At 41.1% G+C, this 19,001-nt stretch carries 21 protein-coding genes and 5 tRNA genes; 8 read left to right on the top strand and 18 right to left on the bottom strand.

The window, feature by feature from the left end:
• The first annotated feature begins 29 nt into the window (after positions 1-29).
• Both ACYQ03_RS04735 and ACYQ03_RS04730 read left to right on the top strand, forming a co-directional pair.
• Positions 30-323 carry a hypothetical protein gene (locus tag ACYQ03_RS04735; protein ID WP_459908004.1) on the top strand — a complete coding sequence of 98 codons (294 nt, stop codon included), beginning with the start codon at positions 30-32 and terminating at the stop codon, positions 321-323.
• 292 nt (positions 324-615) lie between these two features.
• A complete protein-coding gene (locus ACYQ03_RS04730; RefSeq protein ID WP_459908003.1) occupies positions 616-1,203 on the top strand; it encodes a hypothetical protein in 588 nt (195 codons plus the stop codon).
• 106 nt (positions 1,204-1,309) lie between these two features.
• Here ACYQ03_RS04730 and ACYQ03_RS04725 read toward each other — a convergent pair.
• The 3 genes from ACYQ03_RS04725 to ACYQ03_RS04715 all read right to left on the bottom strand — a co-directional run bounded on the left by ACYQ03_RS04725 (position 1,310) and on the right by ACYQ03_RS04715 (position 1,663).
• A tRNA-Thr gene (locus ACYQ03_RS04725) sits at positions 1,310-1,385 on the bottom strand.
• 119 nt (positions 1,386-1,504) lie between these two features.
• Positions 1,505-1,580 (bottom strand) — tRNA-Thr (locus ACYQ03_RS04720).
• A gap of 7 nt (positions 1,581-1,587) precedes the next feature.
• A tRNA-Val gene (locus ACYQ03_RS04715) sits at positions 1,588-1,663 on the bottom strand.
• Between the two features lie 273 nt (positions 1,664-1,936).
• Between ACYQ03_RS04715 and ACYQ03_RS04710 the strand changes: the two genes are divergently transcribed.
• From ACYQ03_RS04710 to ACYQ03_RS04695, 4 genes are all read left to right on the top strand, one after another.
• Positions 1,937-2,323 (top strand): hypothetical protein, encoded by a 387-nt coding sequence (locus ACYQ03_RS04710; protein ID WP_459908002.1) that lies wholly within the window; start codon positions 1,937-1,939, stop codon positions 2,321-2,323.
• Positions 2,324-2,379: 56 nt separating this feature from the next.
• Positions 2,380-2,455 (top strand) — tRNA-Val (locus tag ACYQ03_RS04705).
• Between the two features lie 9 nt (positions 2,456-2,464).
• A tRNA-Asp gene (locus ACYQ03_RS04700) sits at positions 2,465-2,541 on the top strand.
• Positions 2,542-2,781: 240 nt separating this feature from the next.
• Positions 2,782-2,946: a hypothetical protein gene (locus ACYQ03_RS04695; RefSeq protein ID WP_459908001.1), complete on the top strand. Its 165-nt coding sequence runs from the start codon at positions 2,782-2,784 to the stop codon at positions 2,944-2,946.
• 42 nt (positions 2,947-2,988) lie between these two features.
• Here the strand turns inward: ACYQ03_RS04695 and ACYQ03_RS04690 are convergent, their stop codons facing one another.
• From ACYQ03_RS04690 to ACYQ03_RS04655, 8 genes are all read right to left on the bottom strand, one after another.
• Positions 2,989-3,828, bottom strand: coding sequence for a stalk domain-containing protein (locus ACYQ03_RS04690; RefSeq protein WP_459908000.1), 840 nt, complete (start codon positions 3,826-3,828; stop codon positions 2,989-2,991).
• 153 nt (positions 3,829-3,981) lie between these two features.
• A complete protein-coding gene (locus tag ACYQ03_RS04685; RefSeq protein WP_459907998.1) occupies positions 3,982-4,515 on the bottom strand; it encodes a methylated-DNA--[protein]-cysteine S-methyltransferase in 534 nt (177 codons plus the stop codon).
• 1 nt (position 4,516) lies between these two features.
• The gene (locus ACYQ03_RS04680; protein WP_459908755.1) at positions 4,517-5,380 is read right to left on the bottom strand and encodes a DMT family transporter; all 864 of its coding nucleotides are present in this window, start codon (positions 5,378-5,380) and stop codon (positions 4,517-4,519) included.
• 142 nt (positions 5,381-5,522) lie between these two features.
• Complete coding sequence (locus ACYQ03_RS04675) at positions 5,523-6,710, bottom strand: ABC transporter permease (protein ID WP_459907996.1); 1,188 nt, start codon at positions 6,708-6,710, stop codon at positions 5,523-5,525.
• Positions 6,700-7,416: an ABC transporter ATP-binding protein gene (locus ACYQ03_RS04670; RefSeq protein WP_459907995.1), complete on the bottom strand. Its 717-nt coding sequence runs from the start codon at positions 7,414-7,416 to the stop codon at positions 6,700-6,702. Before ACYQ03_RS04670 ends, ACYQ03_RS04675 begins: the two co-directional genes overlap by 11 nt.
• Entirely contained in the window at positions 7,400-8,677 is a 1,278-nt protein-coding gene (locus ACYQ03_RS04665) for an efflux RND transporter periplasmic adaptor subunit (RefSeq protein WP_459908753.1), read from the bottom strand. Before ACYQ03_RS04665 ends, ACYQ03_RS04670 begins: the two co-directional genes overlap by 17 nt.
• A gap of 135 nt (positions 8,678-8,812) precedes the next feature.
• Entirely contained in the window at positions 8,813-9,469 is a 657-nt protein-coding gene (locus ACYQ03_RS04660; protein ID WP_459907993.1) for a DVU0298 family protein, read from the bottom strand.
• 145 nt (positions 9,470-9,614) lie between these two features.
• Complete coding sequence (locus ACYQ03_RS04655; protein WP_459907992.1) at positions 9,615-9,755, bottom strand: hypothetical protein; 141 nt, start codon at positions 9,753-9,755, stop codon at positions 9,615-9,617.
• Between the two features lie 348 nt (positions 9,756-10,103).
• Here ACYQ03_RS04655 and speE point away from each other — a divergent pair, with 348 nt between their 5' ends.
• Positions 10,104-10,931 carry a polyamine aminopropyltransferase gene (gene speE, locus ACYQ03_RS04650; protein WP_459907991.1) on the top strand — a complete coding sequence of 276 codons (828 nt, stop codon included), beginning with the start codon at positions 10,104-10,106 and terminating at the stop codon, positions 10,929-10,931.
• Positions 10,932-11,028: 97 nt separating this feature from the next.
• Here the strand turns inward: speE and ACYQ03_RS04645 are convergent, their stop codons facing one another.
• The 7 genes from ACYQ03_RS04645 to ACYQ03_RS04615 form a co-directional block, all read right to left on the bottom strand.
• The gene (locus ACYQ03_RS04645; protein WP_459907990.1) at positions 11,029-11,736 is read right to left on the bottom strand and encodes an ABC transporter ATP-binding protein; all 708 of its coding nucleotides are present in this window, start codon (positions 11,734-11,736) and stop codon (positions 11,029-11,031) included.
• Positions 11,729-12,514 carry an ABC transporter ATP-binding protein gene (locus ACYQ03_RS04640; RefSeq protein WP_459907989.1) on the bottom strand — a complete coding sequence of 262 codons (786 nt, stop codon included), beginning with the start codon at positions 12,512-12,514 and terminating at the stop codon, positions 11,729-11,731. Before ACYQ03_RS04640 ends, ACYQ03_RS04645 begins: the two co-directional genes overlap by 8 nt.
• The gene (locus ACYQ03_RS04635) at positions 12,507-13,577 is read right to left on the bottom strand and encodes a branched-chain amino acid ABC transporter permease (protein WP_459907987.1); all 1,071 of its coding nucleotides are present in this window, start codon (positions 13,575-13,577) and stop codon (positions 12,507-12,509) included. The genes ACYQ03_RS04640 and ACYQ03_RS04635 overlap by 8 nt, the downstream gene beginning before the upstream one ends.
• 2 nt (positions 13,578-13,579) lie before the next feature.
• The gene (locus tag ACYQ03_RS04630; protein WP_459907985.1) at positions 13,580-14,473 is read right to left on the bottom strand and encodes a branched-chain amino acid ABC transporter permease; all 894 of its coding nucleotides are present in this window, start codon (positions 14,471-14,473) and stop codon (positions 13,580-13,582) included.
• 125 nt (positions 14,474-14,598) lie between these two features.
• A complete protein-coding gene (locus tag ACYQ03_RS04625) occupies positions 14,599-15,777 on the bottom strand; it encodes an ABC transporter substrate-binding protein (protein ID WP_459907983.1) in 1,179 nt (392 codons plus the stop codon).
• Between the two features lie 290 nt (positions 15,778-16,067).
• Positions 16,068-16,907: a hypothetical protein gene (locus tag ACYQ03_RS04620; protein ID WP_459907982.1), complete on the bottom strand. Its 840-nt coding sequence runs from the start codon at positions 16,905-16,907 to the stop codon at positions 16,068-16,070.
• Positions 16,908-17,121: 214 nt separating this feature from the next.
• Positions 17,122-17,367, bottom strand: a complete 246-nt coding sequence (locus ACYQ03_RS04615) for a 4Fe-4S dicluster domain-containing protein (RefSeq protein WP_459908751.1) — start codon at positions 17,365-17,367, stop codon at positions 17,122-17,124.
• Between the two features lie 229 nt (positions 17,368-17,596).
• Between ACYQ03_RS04615 and hcp the strand changes: the two genes are divergently transcribed.
• Complete coding sequence (gene hcp / locus ACYQ03_RS04610) at positions 17,597-18,898, top strand: hydroxylamine reductase (RefSeq protein WP_459908749.1); 1,302 nt, start codon at positions 17,597-17,599, stop codon at positions 18,896-18,898.
• Positions 18,899-19,001 lie beyond the last annotated feature (103 nt).

Genomic DNA, 19,001 nt, shown 5'->3' with positions numbered 1-19,001 from the left:
ACAATAAATAACAATGTGAGGTGTTCCAAATGACCATATCCCCCGGCCAACGAATTCTTTATGCTTTCTTTAACGACAGAGTAGCTGCCCGTAGTGCAGCAGAAGCACTTCAGGAAGCAGGCTTTGAACTTCCCTTTGTTGATAGGCTTGACCGCCATCCAGGTGAAGATTTTCTTTCTGCCTCTACACTTCACCCAGAGGGTTTTGGTGAGCAATTAGGTGAGGTAGACTTTAACCACGGTTTCTTCTTTACACTAAAAACTAAGGATGATCTTGTAAACAAGGCCATTGGCATTATTCAAAAACACGAAGGGTTTGTGTAAGTCAGTAGTTAGCTGGTAGCTTTTTGCTTTTGCTATCCTAAAGCTTATCATTTTAACGGTGCTAGGCACCTTATGTTACCATCTTTGGATAAGACTCCCCTGTCACAATTACGACAGGGGGAGTCTTACCCAAAGATCATTTAATTTTCTATCCAACTTTCTACTTTCTACTCATGACTAATTGCTATTAGCTAATGGCCATTTTAGTTAATTAATTACAATATTCCCTCACACTACCATTTCCCCTGCATACTATATATAAAATATAAAAACGCAAGGGGAGGTCTGTTTTATGACTAAAGACGCAAAGGAGTTAACAGAGTCCACTGACGAAGTTGTATCTTCTAGCTCTCTTTTTAATAATAGGCGCCCAGGTTTATTAACTGAATTTGAAGCCTTTACCCTGGGTCCTAACACCTGTGGAGCTACCTCAATACCACTTAATGCTGAACCTACCATTATCGCTTCATTAACAGATGAGGACGTACTTAGAATCGAGGATGAGTGTGATCGTGTATTTTTAACCTGTACAGTTGGCTGGGAAGCTATTGCCAATGCCAATGATGATCTCCGACAGAATAATAAAGTTGATGTATTATTCAAAATCTTTAGAGGGGATAATAACCATCGCAAACTGATTTTTAGCTGTTGTCAAAGTGCCAATGCAGAGGAGGAGAACCTCCAAACTACAACCTTTACCCACGTTGATTTACCCCTAGATAAAAATGGTCATAAAAACCCCTGCGAAGATGATCATCATTGCCACGATGACTCTATAGTACCTTATTTCGTAACTGCTCAAATTATTGATGGCGGTCAGGCTAATGTTATTGGACCCATTACCTTCACTGGTTCACAAATAGCACAAAACCCTAGATAGATTAAAACCGGGCGGTATATACCGTCCGGTTTTTTTACTCCTGCTTTAGCCAAACACATCTTAAAAAAAATATAGCGTTTTATACTTACCAAAGCGTTTTTCACAGTGGAGCTGAGGAAGGGACTTGAACCCTCGACCTATTGATTACGAATCAATTGCTCTACCAACTGAGCTACCCCAGCATGTTAATGTAAAATATGTTTTTAGCTTAATTCAATTGCTATAGTATCAAAGTCACACTTAGAATGCAAGTGGTATTGTATAAAACAAAACAGGACCTTGCATTGCAAGATCCTAGGCTTGGAGCTGCTAACCGGGATTGAACCGGTGACCTTATCCTTACCAAGGATACGCTCTACCTACTGAGCTATAGCAGCATGATGATGGTGGGCGATGACGGGATCGAACCGCCGACATCCTGCTTGTAAGGCAGGCGCTCTCCCAGCTGAGCTAATCGCCCATCGACAAGATTTATGTTAACAGAAATGAATAGGCAAGTCAACTACAAATTGTTTCTTCATAAAAAACAACTTTTCCAATCAGCCTCCAGCCTTAAGATCAACCTTTTAAGCTTGGGAGAAGGCAGTGGGCTATTGAGTATGGGTGGCCTTGGGCTTTTATACATGTTTGCTTAAGGATCTTTAGCTAATGTCTCACAGCCTAGGGCCCACTAGTATGTTTGTTTACTAAAACTGTCTATACTCACTATAAAGTGCTTTTGGAGGTACATTTGTTGACAACAGACATACTCTATTATCCCACCAAAACGGATATTGATAGGATTAAATTTTCAATTCAACGCTTTTTAAAGAATCAACATGGGAAATATCGCGATCAAATGTTGCATGACATTCGTTGTATTCTTGATAAATATAGAGTATCTAAAATTAATATAGACACATTTTCTGTCCACCGTACTTCAGCTTCAGGTTTGTCCTATATTCAAGGGCATCTTGAGACCAAGACCCAATATTGCCCTTATTGTAACCAAGACATCTATATTCCTAATAGTCCAGTAAGAATTCTTAGTGTTTTAGAGGGTACCATGGACAAGGTAACTTATGGTTGTATTTGTGGTTTTATTTTTTTCAAATTTGAAAAAAACGATAAAAATATGTAAAACAATGTTGACTTAATGTTATTATTTTGTTAATATATCAATTGTCAGTTAAACACGGGCGATTAGCTCAGCTGGGAGAGCGCCTGCCTTACAAGCAGGATGTCGGCGGTTCGATCCCGTCATCGCCCACCAATAATATATGGAGCTGTGGTGTAGTGGCCTAACATGCCTGCCTGTCACGCAGGAGAACGCGGGTTCGACTCCCGTCAGCTCCGCCACTTTATAATACCAATGCTAAGCATTGGTATTATTTGTATATTTCCGCTATTTTTTCCTGTTCTAAATTATAGAATTCCTGCACATTATTAAAAATAATAAATACTAAATTTTCATTCCAACAGCCTCCTCCTCTAAGAGCCGCCCTCTGCCTCCGGGGCGGCTGTTTTTTGGCATAAGTATTTATTGTTTTGGATGAAACCAATCCTTTCATGGAACAATAACATCAGGAGGGATAAACCATGATCATTGCTTCAGAAAAGCAGCGTCACGCTTGGTGGGTTTTTCCCACAGCAATTGCCTTTGGTTTAGGATTAGCAACCTTCATGGGAGCACCTATGGGGCGTCAGGTAGGAAAGGCTTTCTCCGTATGTAATCAATCAAAAGGAAGTTCTAAGCGCAACTAATAAAGTAAAGGCCCACTGTGGGCCTTTACTATTTTTTACTTTTTATTGGTATCGAATATCTTTTATGATTAATTTCCCCAACTCATTTTTTTGCAAAGTATAAATAATCTCTTCAAATTCTGTAAGATTATCTTTATCCCAGGCAGGCATCAGCACATGGATCCGGGCCTCCTCTGGAGATAAGGCAATTACATTTAATTCTTTATTATAAAGTAAGGGTATGGAGCCTTCGGAGAAAAAGCCAATATAGTGGTCATTTTGAGAACCTTCTTGCCAGAGTCTGTCTATAAAAGTTTCATCCCAGTAGCTACTAAGATGATCTATTAATTCTTCTTTATTTTTTATTTTGGGAGAAGGTGCAATTTGATGCTCAGCTAAAAATTCTTGGTTATTAAAATATTCCACCCGAAGCATCTGTCTGTCTGCGGCCAACAGTTGAGAAATAACTCCCTCTTCAGTCATTTCCTGACTATGAAAAAGAGAAATTAGATGTAAGCCTGGTTCCTCTTTTTTTTCTAAATTTAAGATTCTACAAATATCTTGAACCCCTAAATAAGTCTTACCTAAAGTTATCTGGGGTATAGTAGATAATTTGATTTTATTTTGGCCCAATATCATCTCCAGTTGTCCAAGATGGATCTGAACAAACCCCTTCCCTTTATATCCCACAATAACCCCATTTTGAATATTGGGTTCTAACCTATACCCAGCTTCCTCAAAAATTGGACGTAGTGGTAACATAATCTGCCCTTCCATTAGCATTGATTGACAACCATTAATTAGCCTGCCATCTACAGCCACGGGAGTTTCAGCATAGGCAGAATTAAACGGTAAATGCATGGCAATTAAAAACACCCAAAGAACAAGCCATTTCTTCAGCAAAAAAACCACCCCTTAAGTATATGATCTCTTACCATATTTATTCCCATTTATTACCATTTATTACCGTTTTTATTGTTATTTTGTGTCGTTAGTATTCAGGCGGAACGGCACTGGGACCTTTCCCTACGAATATATAAAATGAAAAACCAGCGACTATTTACCGTCGCTGGTTTTATATTGGATCTTTTCAATTTGCAAAAGCACTTCTTTCCATCCAAGGCCAGAACTAAATCCACCTAACCCTTTGTTTGCTGCCAACACCCTGTGACAGGGTACTACCAGCAGCCAAGGGTTGGCGCCCACTGCCCCTCCCACAGCCCTAGCACCACTCCGATAACCTAAGACTTGACCAATCTCACCATAACTCATAGTCGTCCCATAAGGTATATTTTTAACAACCTTTAAAACCTTCCCTTGAAAGGGTGTTAACCTATCCCAGTTAAGGGGCATATTAAATGTTACAGGTTTCCCTTCAAAATATTGGCTAACTGCTCTTTCAAGTTCCAGTTGGTAAGAATCCAAATCATCAATTAGCCTGAAAAGACTCGAATCCATTTTTAGATAATCACCTAGGGTCACAATGGCTTCATCTGTGTTGATATGGGGTAGAGTTAGTGCTTCCAGTTGGCCATTCTGCCAGGCCGCAGCGGCAATACCCCGAGAAACTTCAATTAGTTGAACTCGCATTCTAAGAGCCTCCGTTTTGTTGCAATTGTGCCTTTAGTTGAGAAGTAATAAAAATATATAAGCCTAGAATAATAATACAACCTCCGGCTAACTGCATAACAGTGGGAACTTCTTGAAAAATAAAGTAAGCTAAGATAGTCGCACCCACTGGTTCTCCCAAAATACTAACTGAGACCACAGCAGCCTTAACATATTTGAGAGCCCAATTAAACAGGGAATGACCAAAAATCGTTGGGAAAATGGCCAAACAAAGAAACCAAACCCAGGTCATGGTAGGGTATGGATAAAAGGATGACCCAAAAACAACATTCAGCAACAAAAGAACAAGGGTCGCAGCACCGTATACGATAAATGTGTAGGGCAGAAGTGCCATTCTAAAGCGCAAATGTCTACCAATGAGTACATAAACTGCCACAAAAAAGGCACCTGCAAAGGCTAAAACATCCCCTAAAAGGGCTTGTCCTCCCACTTGAAAATCATTGATGCCAATTAGTATACTCCCCCCCAGGGCCAGTGCTGCTCCCACTAAACCCTGTCGGCCTACTCGTTCCTTGTATAAAAAATAGCCGCCAGTAATAACAAAAAGCGGTTGCATCGTGACCAGCACAGTGGAGCTGGCTACAGATGTATAATTTAATGAACTTATCCAAACCGCAAAGTGTAGGGCCAAGAACACCCCTGATAAGCAGGCAAAAACGAAATCTTTTTTGTTAATTCGGCATAATTCTTTACGTCCTGAAAAATAAGTGGGTGCAGCAATAATTAGAACGGTAAATCCCAAGCGATATACCGCAATGATTAAGGGTGGGGCCTCGGCCAATTTTGTAAAAATGCTGGAAAAGCCTGCTGCCAAAACCCCAAGCATAATTACCAAGTAGGGATTTACTTTAGGCTTGTCTGTATGCACGGCTACACCTCCTTTACATAACATAGACTTTTCTGCAAAATCAGTCATATTCCTGCAGGTCATATAAATAAACAACCCCAGGTTTGCACCTGAGGTTATGTTATTCCCTACGTAATGCTTGGATAGGATCTAACTGGGATGCTTTGTTGGCTGGATAAAGACCAAAAAACACTCCAATCAAAGCCGAAAATAGGAAAGCAAAAAGAACAACCCATCCAGAAACCAACGGAGGTAGCTTTAGGACTAAGGCCACAACCAATGCACCTCCGTAGCCCAACAGAATACCAATCAGACCACCAACAGCACAGAGTACAATTGCTTCAATAAGAAATTGTAATAAGATGTCCTTCCTTTGGGCACCTAAGGCCATGCGTATGCCGATTTCCCTGGTTCTTTCGGTAACTGAGACCAACATGATGTTCATTACTCCGATACCTCCCACCAGTAGGGAGATCCCCGCAATACAGCTGATCACCAAACCAATTATACCTGTAACTTTACCTACGGTTTGCATCTCTTGCTCCATACTATATACCTCATAATGGTTCGGTGCATTATGCCGCCGCTCAAGTATCAGCTTGACCCGATCCATTGCCTGGTAGACCTCTTCTCTACTGGCAGCACTACCCATGAGTGAGCTAGCATACTCCCAGCGTGAGCCTCCGGGTGTAGCAGATATGGGTACATAGGCATAGTTATCCGGGTTCATGCCAGGGATGGTTGACTCTGCTTTTTTTATGACCCCAATAACCACTGAGGCACTTCCTTGCATCATCACCCGCTCTCCCACAGGGTTTTCCATAGCAAAGATTTCATTAGCCAACATTTCATCCAAAACCACAACTCTTTTACCTACGGCATCGTCCTCTTCACTAAAGAATCTGCCGTATAAAATCTCTAGGTTCCGAATCTGCTTATAATCTGCTGTAGTACCAATAATACGGGTAGTCTTTTTTCCTGTTTTACTCCTGACCTCACTCCGATCGTACTTTACAGGTGCCAAGTACTTAACTTCCGGTGCTAACTTCTTAATGACCGCTACATCTTGCCTGGTATATTCAACTGTTCTCACAGGCTCCCCTTCTCTATAGTTTGGGTATACCTGAAACAAGTTGGTACCAAAGCTTTCCATCTCATTCATAATCACCGCTTTACCAGCCTCACCTATGGCGATTACAGATATCACTGCAGCAATACCAACCACAATCCCTAGGGTGGTTAGAAATGACCGTAGTTTGTTATTGCGAAGGCCCTCCAGTCCGATTAAAATAAATTCCTTAAGGTTCATGATCCACCTCTTTTGCAGAGGAAATAGGGTTTGTTACCTCTTCATCACCTATTAATAGTCCATCTTTAAATCGTAGTATCCGTTTTGCATGTCTTGCTATGTCCGGCTCATGGGTAACTAATACAATGGTTGTTCCTTCCCGATGAAGTTCCTCAAAAATCCCCATGATTTCCTCACCAGTTTTGGTATCTAGGGCCCCAGTGGGTTCATCGGCCATAATTACCGATGGACGATTCACTATGGCCCTGGCAATGGCTACCCGTTGGTTTTGACCACCAGATAGTTCACTGGGGCGGTGCTGTAAACGCTCGGCTAAGCCAACCCTTTCCAGGGCGAGTATGGCCCTCTGACGTCGTTCATCCGGCTTAATACCCGCATAGAGCATCGGTAACTCAACATTCTTAAGGGCGGTAAGGGATGGTATTAAATTAAAGGCCTGGAACACAAAACCTAACTTTTGATTACGGAGTATGGCCAATTCATTTCTGTCTAGGGATGATACCTGACGTTCCTCCAACCAGTAGGTTCCCTCAGTAGGACTATCCAATAAACCCAACAGGTTCATAAAGGTTGATTTGCCCGATCCCGATGGTCCCATCACTGCCACAAATTCACCCTTCTGGATAGATAAGCTCACACCTTTAAGAGCTTCCACATCAACAGAACCAGTAGTGTACACTTTTCTTAAATTATTTACCTTTATCATTTTTTGCTCCTATAGAAACCCTTTGGCCTTCCCTAAGGGAGGGAGGAGGGCTTAGAACTATTTCTTCCTCTTCCTTTAGCCCACTGACAACAATGTCGTACAACTCATTGCCAGTTTTGGTTTTAACCCTTTGTTTTTTAACGACCCCATCCTTTACCACAAAGACATACTTTTCACCATTTTGACTGACCAAGGCTTCATAGGGCAAAGCAAGCAGTTTTTTTGCTTCCATTGTCACAATACTAACATCCACAGTAAATCCTGGTTTAAGGCCAGTTGTATCTCCCTTCACTTGAATTGTTACAGGCACAACTGTATTGCCGCTACTGACACTATTATTCTCCTGTATGGCCACCCCGGCCACCCGCGTGACTTCACCGGTAAATTCCTTGCCTGGCAGGGAAGTACAGGAGATAGTTACAGGTTGTCCCACCTTGAGGGTTCCGGCATCAATTTCATTGACATTAGTACTAACTTCTAGTTGGCTAGTACTACCAACTTCCAACAACAGCGTGCCCTCTAGGACACGGTTTCCCTTTTCTTTTCCCACAAAAAGTACTACCCCGTCCTCCTGCACAATAAAGTTAGCTAAATCCAATCGTTCTTTGGCCTGGGCTACTTCCTGTTGTCCTAATGCCACCTGAGCTTCCAGGGAAGCAATCTCCTTTGCCGTGGCACCCTGTTGTACCCGCAGAGAGTTTTCTTGGTAATCAGCCTCCGCCCTGGCAAAGGATACCCTAGCCTGTTCTAATTCCGTTACTGGCACAGCTCCTTGATTATGTAATTGCGTAATTCTATTTAGGTCACTTTGGGCTTTTTCATAGGCTACTTTACTATAGGCCAAGTTTAATTGATCATTATTGGCCTTGGCAGTGGCCAGTTGTGCTTCCAAACCCGCTAGCCTAGCTAATGACTGTTGGTATAGTCGTCCCAATTCTTGCGTATCAAGGCGCCCTAAAACATCCCCCTTTTTAACCTTGTCACCAACCTTAACAGAAAGCTCCATTAACGTACTGTCCACCGGTGTAAAAAACTCCTGTTTTTCAGCGGCCTGCACTTTCCCCGTCGCCATTACACTCTGTTCAATACTTTTCATTTCTACCTTAACTGTTTGTACCACAATATCCTTATTACTAAGGCTATTCAGTACCAACAGGCCAATAGCAGAAAGTAAAATAACAACTAAAAGCACCTTGACCCAACGGGGGCCCGATCTAATAAGTAATTGTATTTTTTTAGACCTACTTATCTCATCCTGCACAACTTCCAATAAACTTCCCTCCAAATATTTTTCTTTATTAGCTATGACGTACTAAACTAACTAATTATTTCGCATAATTTTCTATATACCGCAAAAAAATTACCCGGTTTTCATGGCCGGGTTAAATCTCTATATTCAATTATTGTAGAGGATTCTCTGCATTGCCCTCTCGGCCAGATCCTTTACTTGGACATAAACCATATCACTTACTTCGTAAACCTCAATTTCCTGGTAATCCTGCAGCAAAGCCTGCAAACCTGGCAGTGTCTCCCTAGCAGAACACCCAATTTGACCCAAGGATCGTGCGGCATGCCCCCTTACTTCTGGTTTTGGATGTGAGAGAAATTGCCTAAGTAGCGGTATAAATTCCTGTACCAATTCTGGTCGCTTGGAACCAACTCTGCCAAGTGTCCAGGCAATCCCCCGATGAAATATTTCCTCCTCAGAAGCATTTACCACAATGGGGATAAATTCTTGAAGTTCTTCTGGTTTTCTATATACAATTTCCCCTATGGCTTCTGGAGCACTCCAACTGGTGGTCCCAGACTCATCATTCATGGACCATAGCAACCTTCTAATAACCTCCCGCACAGCCTCTGGATTTTCTTGCTGCATGGCTTCGGTAATACAACCTAAACCTTCAATAGCCCGCCATCTCTCTAGACCATAGGGATGATATAGTAACCTAAACAAATATCTCATTATTCCTGGGTTTTCCAGTGCCCTGGCCACCAGTTCTGAATAGCGCAACTCCTTTAATAGCGTATTAACTTCTTCCCTTAAAATGGACATAATATCACCCCAGTAATTTTATTAGGGATGAAATCATTGTACCACTTGTTCCTTTTTTATTCATAAAATTATCCTTACATAAGGCTTACAGCTAGGTTTAAAAAAGGACTGATGCACTAACGTGCAACAGCCCTTTTTAAAAAAACTAAGCCATTGGGGTTCCCTGAACCAATCCATCCTCAGGTTCGTAACCATAGGCCCTTTCTTCACTGGTCTTTTTGGTTATCTGCCGGGCTATTTTCTCTGCTTCGGGACGATTAATAGACCCTCTACTTTTATTAGCCACGTAGAACCCTCCTTTTTATTAGGCTTGCTATTATTATCTCCCACAGTATCTGCCCATATTTAAGCTACTGCTTGGTTATTTTTTATTCTTTTGTAATATTTTTGTAATTAAACTGTGAGATCTTTACTGTAAAGTTTAAAGTGACAACTACCCTCCTCTGACCGGTCCTCAATGAGGACCCTTTTTTTGTTATCCAAATATTTGTCATAGCAACGCCATGTCTAAAGCCAATTATCTACACTCAACTTTATAAAAACCCTTTTCCATGTTATAATATTAATCGTGTTTTTCTGGATATTTAAAAGAGAGGTGACGAATGACCAGGAAAGTTATGAAGGAGGTATTACTATGCTCGACTTTTGGTTCACTGAACATCACACCGACAGCTATAAGGTGTCCTGGCGAGTGGAAAAAATTTTACATACAGAAAAATCTAGCTTTCAAGAAATTGCCGTGATAGAATCTCCCGAACTGGGACGAGCCCTGCTGTTAGATAACATTGTACAAACCACAACCAAGTTTGAGTTTATCTACCATGAAATGATTACTCACATTCCCCTTATGATCCACCCAGAACCTAAAAGTGTACTGATAATAGGTGGCGGTGACGGTGGTACGGTACGGGAAATTCTCAAACATCCTTCCGTAGAAACCATCGACCTAATTGAAATTGACGAAAGAGTCATTGAAGTAAGTAAAAGGTGGTTGCCAGAAATCAGCCATGCCCTAGGTTCTGAAAAAGTTAACATTAGGATTGTGGACGGACTAAAATATACCAAACAATGTGATGCCAGCTATGACATTATCATTGTCGACTGTACAGATCCCAGTGGTCCATCCATGAATTTGTTTGCAAAGGAATTTTATAAGGATATTTATAAAGCATTAAAGAGCGATGGGGTTTTTGTATCCCAAACTGGTTCGCCAAGCTTTAGCAGCCATTATCGACTGGCAGTTAAAAATATTATGGAAGTGTTCCCCTTAGCAAGACCTTACTTAACCTGTGAACCTACCTATATAGCAGGCTTCTGGAGTTTTACAGTTGGTTCGAAGAAATATCAATTGGATAATATTAATCCGCATCGGATGTTAAATATAAAAACAAATTATTATACCCCTGCAGTTCACAAGGCCGCCTTTGTATTACCCAAATACATCGAGAAAATAACTGAATAACGTGCGACAGCGGGGACGGTTCTCGCTGTCGCAAAAATTTCAAAAAAATGCGACAGCGAGAACCGTCCCCGCTGTCGCATTTTTGTTTTTTATGTTTTTATGCTTTGCCCAGGTATGCTTTTTTCACTTCTTCATTGGCTGCTAATTCTTTGCCGGGGCCTTGTAGTACGATATTACCTGTTTCCAAAACATAGCCATAGTCTGCAGCTTGTAAAGCTGCGGTGGCGTTTTGTTCAATTAATAGTATGGTCATACCATCACTATAGATATCCTTGATAATTCTAAAGACTTCCTTAACCAGCAGAGGTGCCAAGCCCAGGGAAGGCTCGTCCATCATTAATAGGGCTGGCCGAGACATCAGGGCCCTGCCAATGGCTAACATTTGCTGTTCCCCCCCGGAGAGTGTACCAGCTGCTTGCCATTCCCTTTCCTTCAAACGGGGAAACATTTCATAGATATTCTGGATATCCTTTTTAATGCCTTCTTTGTCGTTCCGGGAAAAAGCCCCCATGTTAATATTTTCCAAAACCGTAAGGTTAGCAAATATACGCCGGCCCTCCGGCACCAGGGTGATACCTTTTTTTACAATCTCTGCTGTCTTAGTTTTGGTTATATCTTCTCCCCGGAAGCTAATTCTCCCCTTAGCCACCGGTACTAGGTTACTAATTGCTCGTAAGGTGGTACTTTTACCGGCACCGTTAGCACCTACCAATGTGACAATTTTATTCTCTGGTACTTCCAGCGTAATGCCCTTCAGTGCATGTATACCACCGTAAAATACATGTAAATCCTCAATTTTAAGCACTCTCATCCACCGCCCCAAGATAAGCTTCGATAACCTGCTGATTATTTTGAATCTCTGTTGGTGTACCCTGGGCAATGGGTTCGCCATGATCCAGTACCACAATATGCTCACAAATGCCCATAACAACTTCCATATGGTGTTCAATCATTAAGACTGTAAGATTAAATTCATCCCGAATCTTCGCAATAAAATCCATCAATTCCAGAGATTCCTGGGGGTTCATACCAGCAGCAGGCTCATCCAGCAAAATCATCTTAGGTTGAGTAGCCATAGCCCTGGCAATCTCCAACCGCCGCTGCTTACCATAGGGAAGAGAAGTGGCCGGTTCGTGGGCCAGATCAGCCAGTTGAACCTGATCCAGTAGTTCCATGCACTCCTCAATATGCCTCTTGCGGGATCTGGTATACCTTGGTAGTGACAAAACAGCTTCCAGCCAGTTGGCCTTAAGCCGTACATGCTTACTTAGCAGCACATTCTCTAACACAGTCATACTGGAAAATAAACGGATATTTTGAAAGGTACGGGCAACACCTAACTCAGTAATTTTGTTTGGTTTAAGACCAGTGATATCGTGGCCATCAAATATTACCCGCCCCAAGGTAGGCTTGTACACACCGGTAATCATATTAAAAGCTGTTGTTTTTCCTGCCCCGTTGGGTCCTATTAGACCAACGATTTGTTTAGGCGCTACATTTAAAGCCAGGTTGGAAACAGCCCTTAACCCGCCAAACTGCATGGTAATATTTTCTGTAACTAGAATTGACTGGGTATTAGCCATTTGCTCCAACCCCCTTCTCTTTGTTGCGCTTACTTCCTATTTTGTTGAGAACCCAATCCCAGTTAAATTCTCTAGTTCCCATCAGACCCTGACGATAGAATAAAATCACAATGAGCAGCAGCAATGAGAAGATAACCATACGCATGCCTGAAATACCGGGAATTTCTAGTCCAAAAATGTTCATCGGTTGCTCCACAAAACGCAATACTTCCATCATCACAGTTACTACAACCCCGGCAATGACAGAGCCAGTTAGGCTCCCTAAACCACCCAAGACAATAATAAGTAAGATTTGGAAGGTAAATAAGAATCTAAACATCGTCGGGTCAATTGATGTAATTAAGTGACCCATAAGAGCCCCAGCTACACCAGCAAAAAAAGCACCAATGGTAAAGGACAGTAATTTATGTTTAAAGATATCAATACCCATTGCCTCGGCGGCAATTTCGTTATCACGGATAGCTTTAAAGGCATAGCCCCAACTACTATTAATCAATTGTTTTAAAATAAGAATAGTAATAATTGCAATGCCCCAGTAAAGATACATACTTTTAATAGAAGGAATATCCTTTAACCCCAAAGAGCCATTGGTAATAGTAATGGTATTTGTGACAACAATACGAATAATCTCCCCAAAACCTAGAGTAGCGATGGCTAAATAGTCATCCCGCAGACGCAAGGCAGGAAATCCAATTAAAAAACCAAAAAATGCGGCCACCAAACCTGCCACGAAAATTGCCGGTAGAACAGGCCAGTGTATATTAGCCAGAGCAGGGGTAATGGGCTCCATAAAATAAATCATTTCTTTACTTTCCGGTGACATGGTTAAAATAGCAGAAACGTAGGCTCCCACGCACATAAAACCTGCATGTCCCAAGGAAAACATGCCGGTAAACCCAAGTACCAGATTCATACTGGCACCTAATATAACAAAAATGGCAGCTAGATTAAGTACCCTAGCCTTAAAGTTATCTAAGTAACCCTCTGCAAAAAAGAGGAAAACACAACATAAGGCAATCAAGCCAATGGTTAAAAGTGTTTTTAAACCCTGTCGATTGTCCATGTCTACACCTTCTCCACTACATTTTCACCTAGAATGCCGGTGGGTTTGAATAACAAAATAAAGATTAATAAGACAAAGGCAAAGGCATCCCGATAGCCAGATAGTTCAGGCATCAAAGCCACTAAGAAAACTTCACCCATGCCAAGTATAAAGCCCCCCAGCATAGCCCCAGGGATGTTACCAATCCCCCCCATAACAGCCGCGATAAAGCATTTTAAGCCGGGGAAAACACCCATCAAAGGATCAATCTGAGGATATTGCAAGCTCCACATAATGCCACCCACAGCAGCTAAACCAGAACCAACCACAAAGGTTGTACTAATCACTCTATTCACATCAACAGCCATCAAACTAGCCGTCTCAAAATCCCTTGAAACAGCTCGCATGGCTGTACCTGTCTTGGTTTTATTGACCATATAAGTTACTGCCACCAAAAGGAGGATCGTTACCACAGGAATAATAATTGTCAAAGATAGAAACGATATTCCACCCATTTGAATATTCCAAACAATATCTTCTGGACGAGGGAAAGACTTAGGACGGGCTCCGATAATCACAATACCTAAGTTTTCTAACAAGAATGATACACCAATAGCAGAGATTAACACAGAAATTCTTGGAGCATTACGCAGCGGTCGATACGCTATTTTCTCAATACTGACTCCCAATAAAGCTGTAATAATAATAGCAATGGCAAAGGATGCCCACCAGGGCAAAGCAAAAATCACAATTCCATAAAAAGCCCCATAGGCTGCTACCATTAACAAATCAGCATGGGCAAAATTAATAAGACGAAGAATTCCATAAACCATTGTATAACCAATAGCAATCAGTGCATATAAGCTGCCCAAAGAAATGCCGTTTGCTAAATTTTGTAGTAATAGTTCTCCGGTCATGCTATAACCCCTTCCAAAAAAGCTCATAATGACTCTTTGGGTACATATTCCAAATTAGAAATAAGAATACCGACTCCCCACCTGCGGAGCAGGAGGGGAGTCGTGTAGCATAAATTTTCCCTTACTTATTTGGGATCAACTTTTCCTTCATATGCGAATTGGCCGTCTACCACTTTCTTGATGATAGCAGTCTTAGTGGCATCACCATTGGTATCAAGAGTAATTAAACCAGTGGCACCTTGGAAATCCTTAGTGGCAGCCAATGCATCACGGATAGCCTGAGGTTCAGCTGAGTTTGCCTTGGTAATGGCATCCAAAGCTAGAATGTAAGCATCAAAACCAAGTGCTCCAAAAGCGTTAACCTGCTTGTCAGGGTAAGCTTTAGCATATTCATCCATAAATTTCTGGGACATCTCAGTTACAGGCTGGCTAGAATCAAAGTGAGTACTGAAGTAAATGTCTTTAGTGGTTTTAACTTGATCCAGGAATTCTTGAGCTTCCCAGGTGTCGCCACCGAGAATTGGGCAAGTGATGCCCAGCTCACGAGCCTTTTGTACTAAAATACCAGATTCTAAGAAGTTACCTGGTGCAAAAATTACATCAGGATTCTTAGCCTTAATTGTGGTTAATTGAGAAGAAAAATCTTTGTCGCCGGTATTGTAGTTAACTTTAGCTACAATGGCATTCTCATCACCAACAAGTTGCTTAAAGGATTTTTCAAAGTAGTTATTTAAGCCTACAGAGTAGTCTTGTTGAACATCTTGTACAATGGCAGCAGTTTTGGCACCTAATTTTTCAACAGCATAGTTAGCCATTACAGTACCTTGGAAGGGGTCAATAAAGCAAACCCGGAAGTAATAATCATTACCCAGCGTAACTGCAGGGTTAGTTGGTGAACAACCGATTACAGGGATACCTGCATCCTTAGCAATAGGGCCACCAGCCATAGAAAGGGAACTACCATAACTACCAATGATTACATTTACTTTGTCCTTACTTACAAGTCTTTCTACAGCGTTAGCAGCTTCCTGTTTTTCACTCTTGTTATCTACTATAAATAAGTCTACTTTTTTACCTAAAACCTCTGGGAACAACTGATTAGCTAGCTTGATACCTTCAACAGTCATTTCGCCACCAGCTGCATTTGTACCAGTTAATGGCTCATAAACACCAATTTTTATTACATCGGATCCAGCATTCTCAGCAGCGTCCTGCTTCTCCGCACCGCCGCCACCACAACCTGCTAACACTAATGCTGCAACTAGCAGGAGGGAAATAACGGCAAAATACTTTTTCTTAAACATCCTCCAGAAAACCTCCCCCTAAAATGTTCGAGATCACATCCCTTGTCCCCTGAAAACGGATATATCTCCCTATAGGGTATACTATTATGTTTTTGTCCAATAATCAATTTGTTTTTTGTCCATAAGTAGACTTTTTTATCAATTTTTATTAACTTCTAACTATTTTTTACACTTTGCTAATTATTTTATGTACATATGTAGTTTGACAATGGACACTTTGTTTTTTAAAATGTGTTGATAATTTTAGTCTAGGTTAAACAAAAAAGCCCGGTGCTACCGGACTTTTAAGGTTATTTCCCTAAACCAAAAATTTTTCCAATCCCACTGGTAAACCCGGATCCTATCTTTTTCTTCCCTTTATCTTTCTTGCCAGGTTTATTATTATCCCTTGCCATTTTAACAACTGCCCATTTAGTGTCCTTTATCTCCTCGGTTAACCGCTCCAGTTTTTTACCGACAGATTCAAGTTTTTCAGTGGTTCCTTGATTAATTTCAGATAGCTGGGTCATATCTGGCATCATCTCTTTAATTTCATTTACTGCCTTAATGGTATCATCACTAACCTTTTGAGGCATTGATATTAAGGCGTCAACTACCTTTTCCATCTTAAAGGACATTTCCTTTAAAGTTTCCAGATGCTCAATAGCCATTGTGTTAAACTTTAAAGCATTTCTGTCTGCCTGTTCTTCCATGTGTTGTATAAATTTTTGCTCAAAATTATTTAAATAACTGGTCAAAGAGTTGATTAGTCCGGCAGCTGTTTCCTCTTCTATCTTTAATATAATCGCTTTACCTTGTTCAATATTTGTGTTATCTAATACCTGCTTATTGACGTTGCTTTTAACTAGGCTTAGTTTTTTCTTGTTTATATCCCTTTTACTTTCTTCACATGCATCTTCTTTTGCCGCAGCTATTTCTGCCTTTACTAACTGTTGCCCCCTGGACTCAGCTTCCATTGCATCTTTAATGGCCAATAATTCCTCTAGTCTTAATAAATAAGTCGGACCACCGGGACTTTTTCTATCCAACTCTACATGTTTAAATAATCCTTGGCTGAACCATTTACTTACCGTACTGATTGGTACCCCTAAGATTTCAGCTCCTTCAGAGAATGTAACTTTCTTTCCCAATATAAGGCACCCCTTCTTATGATTTGTCTTGCTAAATTATACCAGTTAATTTTTAACAATTGTAGCATTTTATTCCGACACTAAATCTAAGGGGATGCCATCATCTGCATTTTAAATACAGGTTCTTTATTCTAATTTCACATGTTTTACAAAAAATGAGATAAATCATCTATGATAAATAATAAAAACCGCCTAATGGCGGCTTTTATTTTCATTACATTTCAGTAACGGTGTATGCCTCGTTAGGGCAAGTAGCTACGCAGGTTTCGCAGCCCATGCACTCTTCAGCTTCGCCGGTAATATCAGCTTTGCCATCATCCAGCATACCAAGGATGCCAGCAGGACAAGCATCAGCGCAAGCACCGCATCCGTCACACTTATCTCTGTCGATAGATACAACGTACATAGTTTTTTGTTCCTCCCTTTTACTTTTTGATACCCAGTTAGTTAATGGGTTAATTTAATTATGCTCGAACCCTTGTCCAGTTTCAATATGTAAATTGATTTTTTTGATGTTTTTATCTAGATAATACCATGTTTTTTCATAAGGTATTAGGTTAGAAGGATTAGAGAATAATAAAAAAAACTAAATGAGGTGATATAACTTGGGTGGTATTTTGGACAAACTTCTAGGAAAACAGACACCTGAAACCAAGCCCCAGGTTGAAAAAGAAGGAAAAGTTAATAAAATGCATTGTCATCAATGTGAGTATGCCCCCCCCGGCGGTTGTACTCAGATAGGTGTTTGTGGTAAAGACCCTGCCATTGCCAGTCTCCAAGACACAATTATTTTAGGTCTCAAGGGCGTTGCCGCATATGCTGTACATGCAAGGGAATTAGGTTACGACGATCCAGATGTTAATGCCATTACCCACGAAGCCCTATTTTTAACCTTGACCAACTCTAACTTTCACTTACAGGATCATATTGATATGTGCCTAAGGGTTGGCACAGCCTGTGTTAAAGTAATGGATTTATTAGATCAAGCCCATACCTCAGAATTGGGTATCCCTAAACCAGTAAAGGTAACCAATAATAAGGTAGAGGGACATTGCATTTTGGTTACTGGACACGACCTACTGGCACTTAAGGAACTATTAAAGCAAACTGAAGGTAAGGGAATAAATATTTACACCCATTCAGAAATGTTGCCCGCCCATGGTTACCCCGAATTAAAGAAATTCAAGCATTTGAAGGGTAATGTGGGCAAGGCCTGGTATGACCAGAGAGAAGTATTTGAAAACTTTCCTGGTGCGATTTTGGCCACTACCAACTGTGTAATGCCCATACGTAACAAAACATACGGTGATCGGATGTTTACCTATTTAGTTGCAGGTGTGGAGGGAGCACAAAAAATTAAAGATAGGGATTTTACCCCTATTATCGAAAAAGCCCTTTCTCTACCCAAAGCTAATCAAGATTCCCAAGAAACCTTGTTAACCGGCTTCCATCATCAGAATGTACTACCTATGGCTCCACTGATTGTGGATGCAGTTAAGGCAGGAAAGATTCGTCGCTTCTTCGTGGTTGCAGGTTGTGATGCCCCCACCAAAGGCAGAGATTATTTCCGTGAGTTGGCTATGTCCATTCCCAAAGACTGTGTCATTATTACTACTTCCTGTGGTAAATTTAGGTTTAATGACATTGAATACGGCAATATCGAAGGAACCGATATTCCCCGTTACCTTGATTTAGGCCAATGCAATAACTCTGTTTCCTCTGTACACATTGCTCAAGCCCTGGCGGAAGCCTTTGATTGCACCGTTAATGATTTACCACTAAGCATAGTTTTATCCTGGTTTGAGCAAAAGGCAGTAGCTATTCTGCTGGGCCTATTAAGTCTAAATGTTCAGAACATCACCATTGGCCCTAAATTACCCGAATTCCTCAACCCCACAGTGGTTGAAGTATTGCAAAAGAACTTCGGACTAACCCTGATTAGCGGCGACCCCAAAGCTGACTTAGCCAGAATGTTAGGAGAAACAAAATAAATACTACTGGGGAGGTGGCCTAGTCACCTCCCCGTTATTTAGGTGCACAACTTGATAATATATAGACTAACGTGGTAAATTAACCCTTAGTGGATAATAATGT

It is taken from the genome of Desulfotomaculum defluvii (assembly GCF_054657375.1).
Note: the sequence above shows the minus strand (reverse complement) of the source record. Positions and strands in the feature narration are given on the sequence as shown.

Coding starts and splice junctions, on each gene's coding strand:
- ACYQ03_RS04735 (WP_459908004.1), top strand. CDS start 30: ATGACCATATCCCCCGGCCAACGAATTCTTTATGCTTTCTTTAACGAC.
- ACYQ03_RS04730 (WP_459908003.1), top strand. CDS start 616: ATGACTAAAGACGCAAAGGAGTTAACAGAGTCCACTGACGAAGTTGTA.
- ACYQ03_RS04695 (WP_459908001.1), top strand. CDS start 2,782: ATGATCATTGCTTCAGAAAAGCAGCGTCACGCTTGGTGGGTTTTTCCC.
- ACYQ03_RS04685 (WP_459907998.1), bottom strand. CDS start 4,515: ATGCGAGTTCAACTAATTGAAGTTTCTCGGGGTATTGCCGCTGCGGCC.
- ACYQ03_RS04680 (WP_459908755.1), bottom strand. CDS start 5,380: ATGCTTGGGGTTTTGGCAGCAGGCTTTTCCAGCATTTTTACAAAATTG.
- ACYQ03_RS04675 (WP_459907996.1), bottom strand. CDS start 6,710: ATGAACCTTAAGGAATTTATTTTAATCGGACTGGAGGGCCTTCGCAAT.
- ACYQ03_RS04670 (WP_459907995.1), bottom strand. CDS start 7,416: ATGATAAAGGTAAATAATTTAAGAAAAGTGTACACTACTGGTTCTGTT.
- ACYQ03_RS04660 (WP_459907993.1), bottom strand. CDS start 9,469: ATGTCCATTTTAAGGGAAGAAGTTAATACGCTATTAAAGGAGTTGCGC.
- speE (WP_459907991.1), top strand. CDS start 10,104: ATGCTCGACTTTTGGTTCACTGAACATCACACCGACAGCTATAAGGTG.
- ACYQ03_RS04640 (WP_459907989.1), bottom strand. CDS start 12,514: ATGGCTAATACCCAGTCAATTCTAGTTACAGAAAATATTACCATGCAG.
- ACYQ03_RS04635 (WP_459907987.1), bottom strand. CDS start 13,577: ATGGACAATCGACAGGGTTTAAAAACACTTTTAACCATTGGCTTGATT.
- ACYQ03_RS04630 (WP_459907985.1), bottom strand. CDS start 14,473: ATGACCGGAGAACTATTACTACAAAATTTAGCAAACGGCATTTCTTTG.
- ACYQ03_RS04625 (WP_459907983.1), bottom strand. CDS start 15,777: ATGTTTAAGAAAAAGTATTTTGCCGTTATTTCCCTCCTGCTAGTTGCA.
- hcp (WP_459908749.1), top strand. CDS start 17,597: ATGCATTGTCATCAATGTGAGTATGCCCCCCCCGGCGGTTGTACTCAG.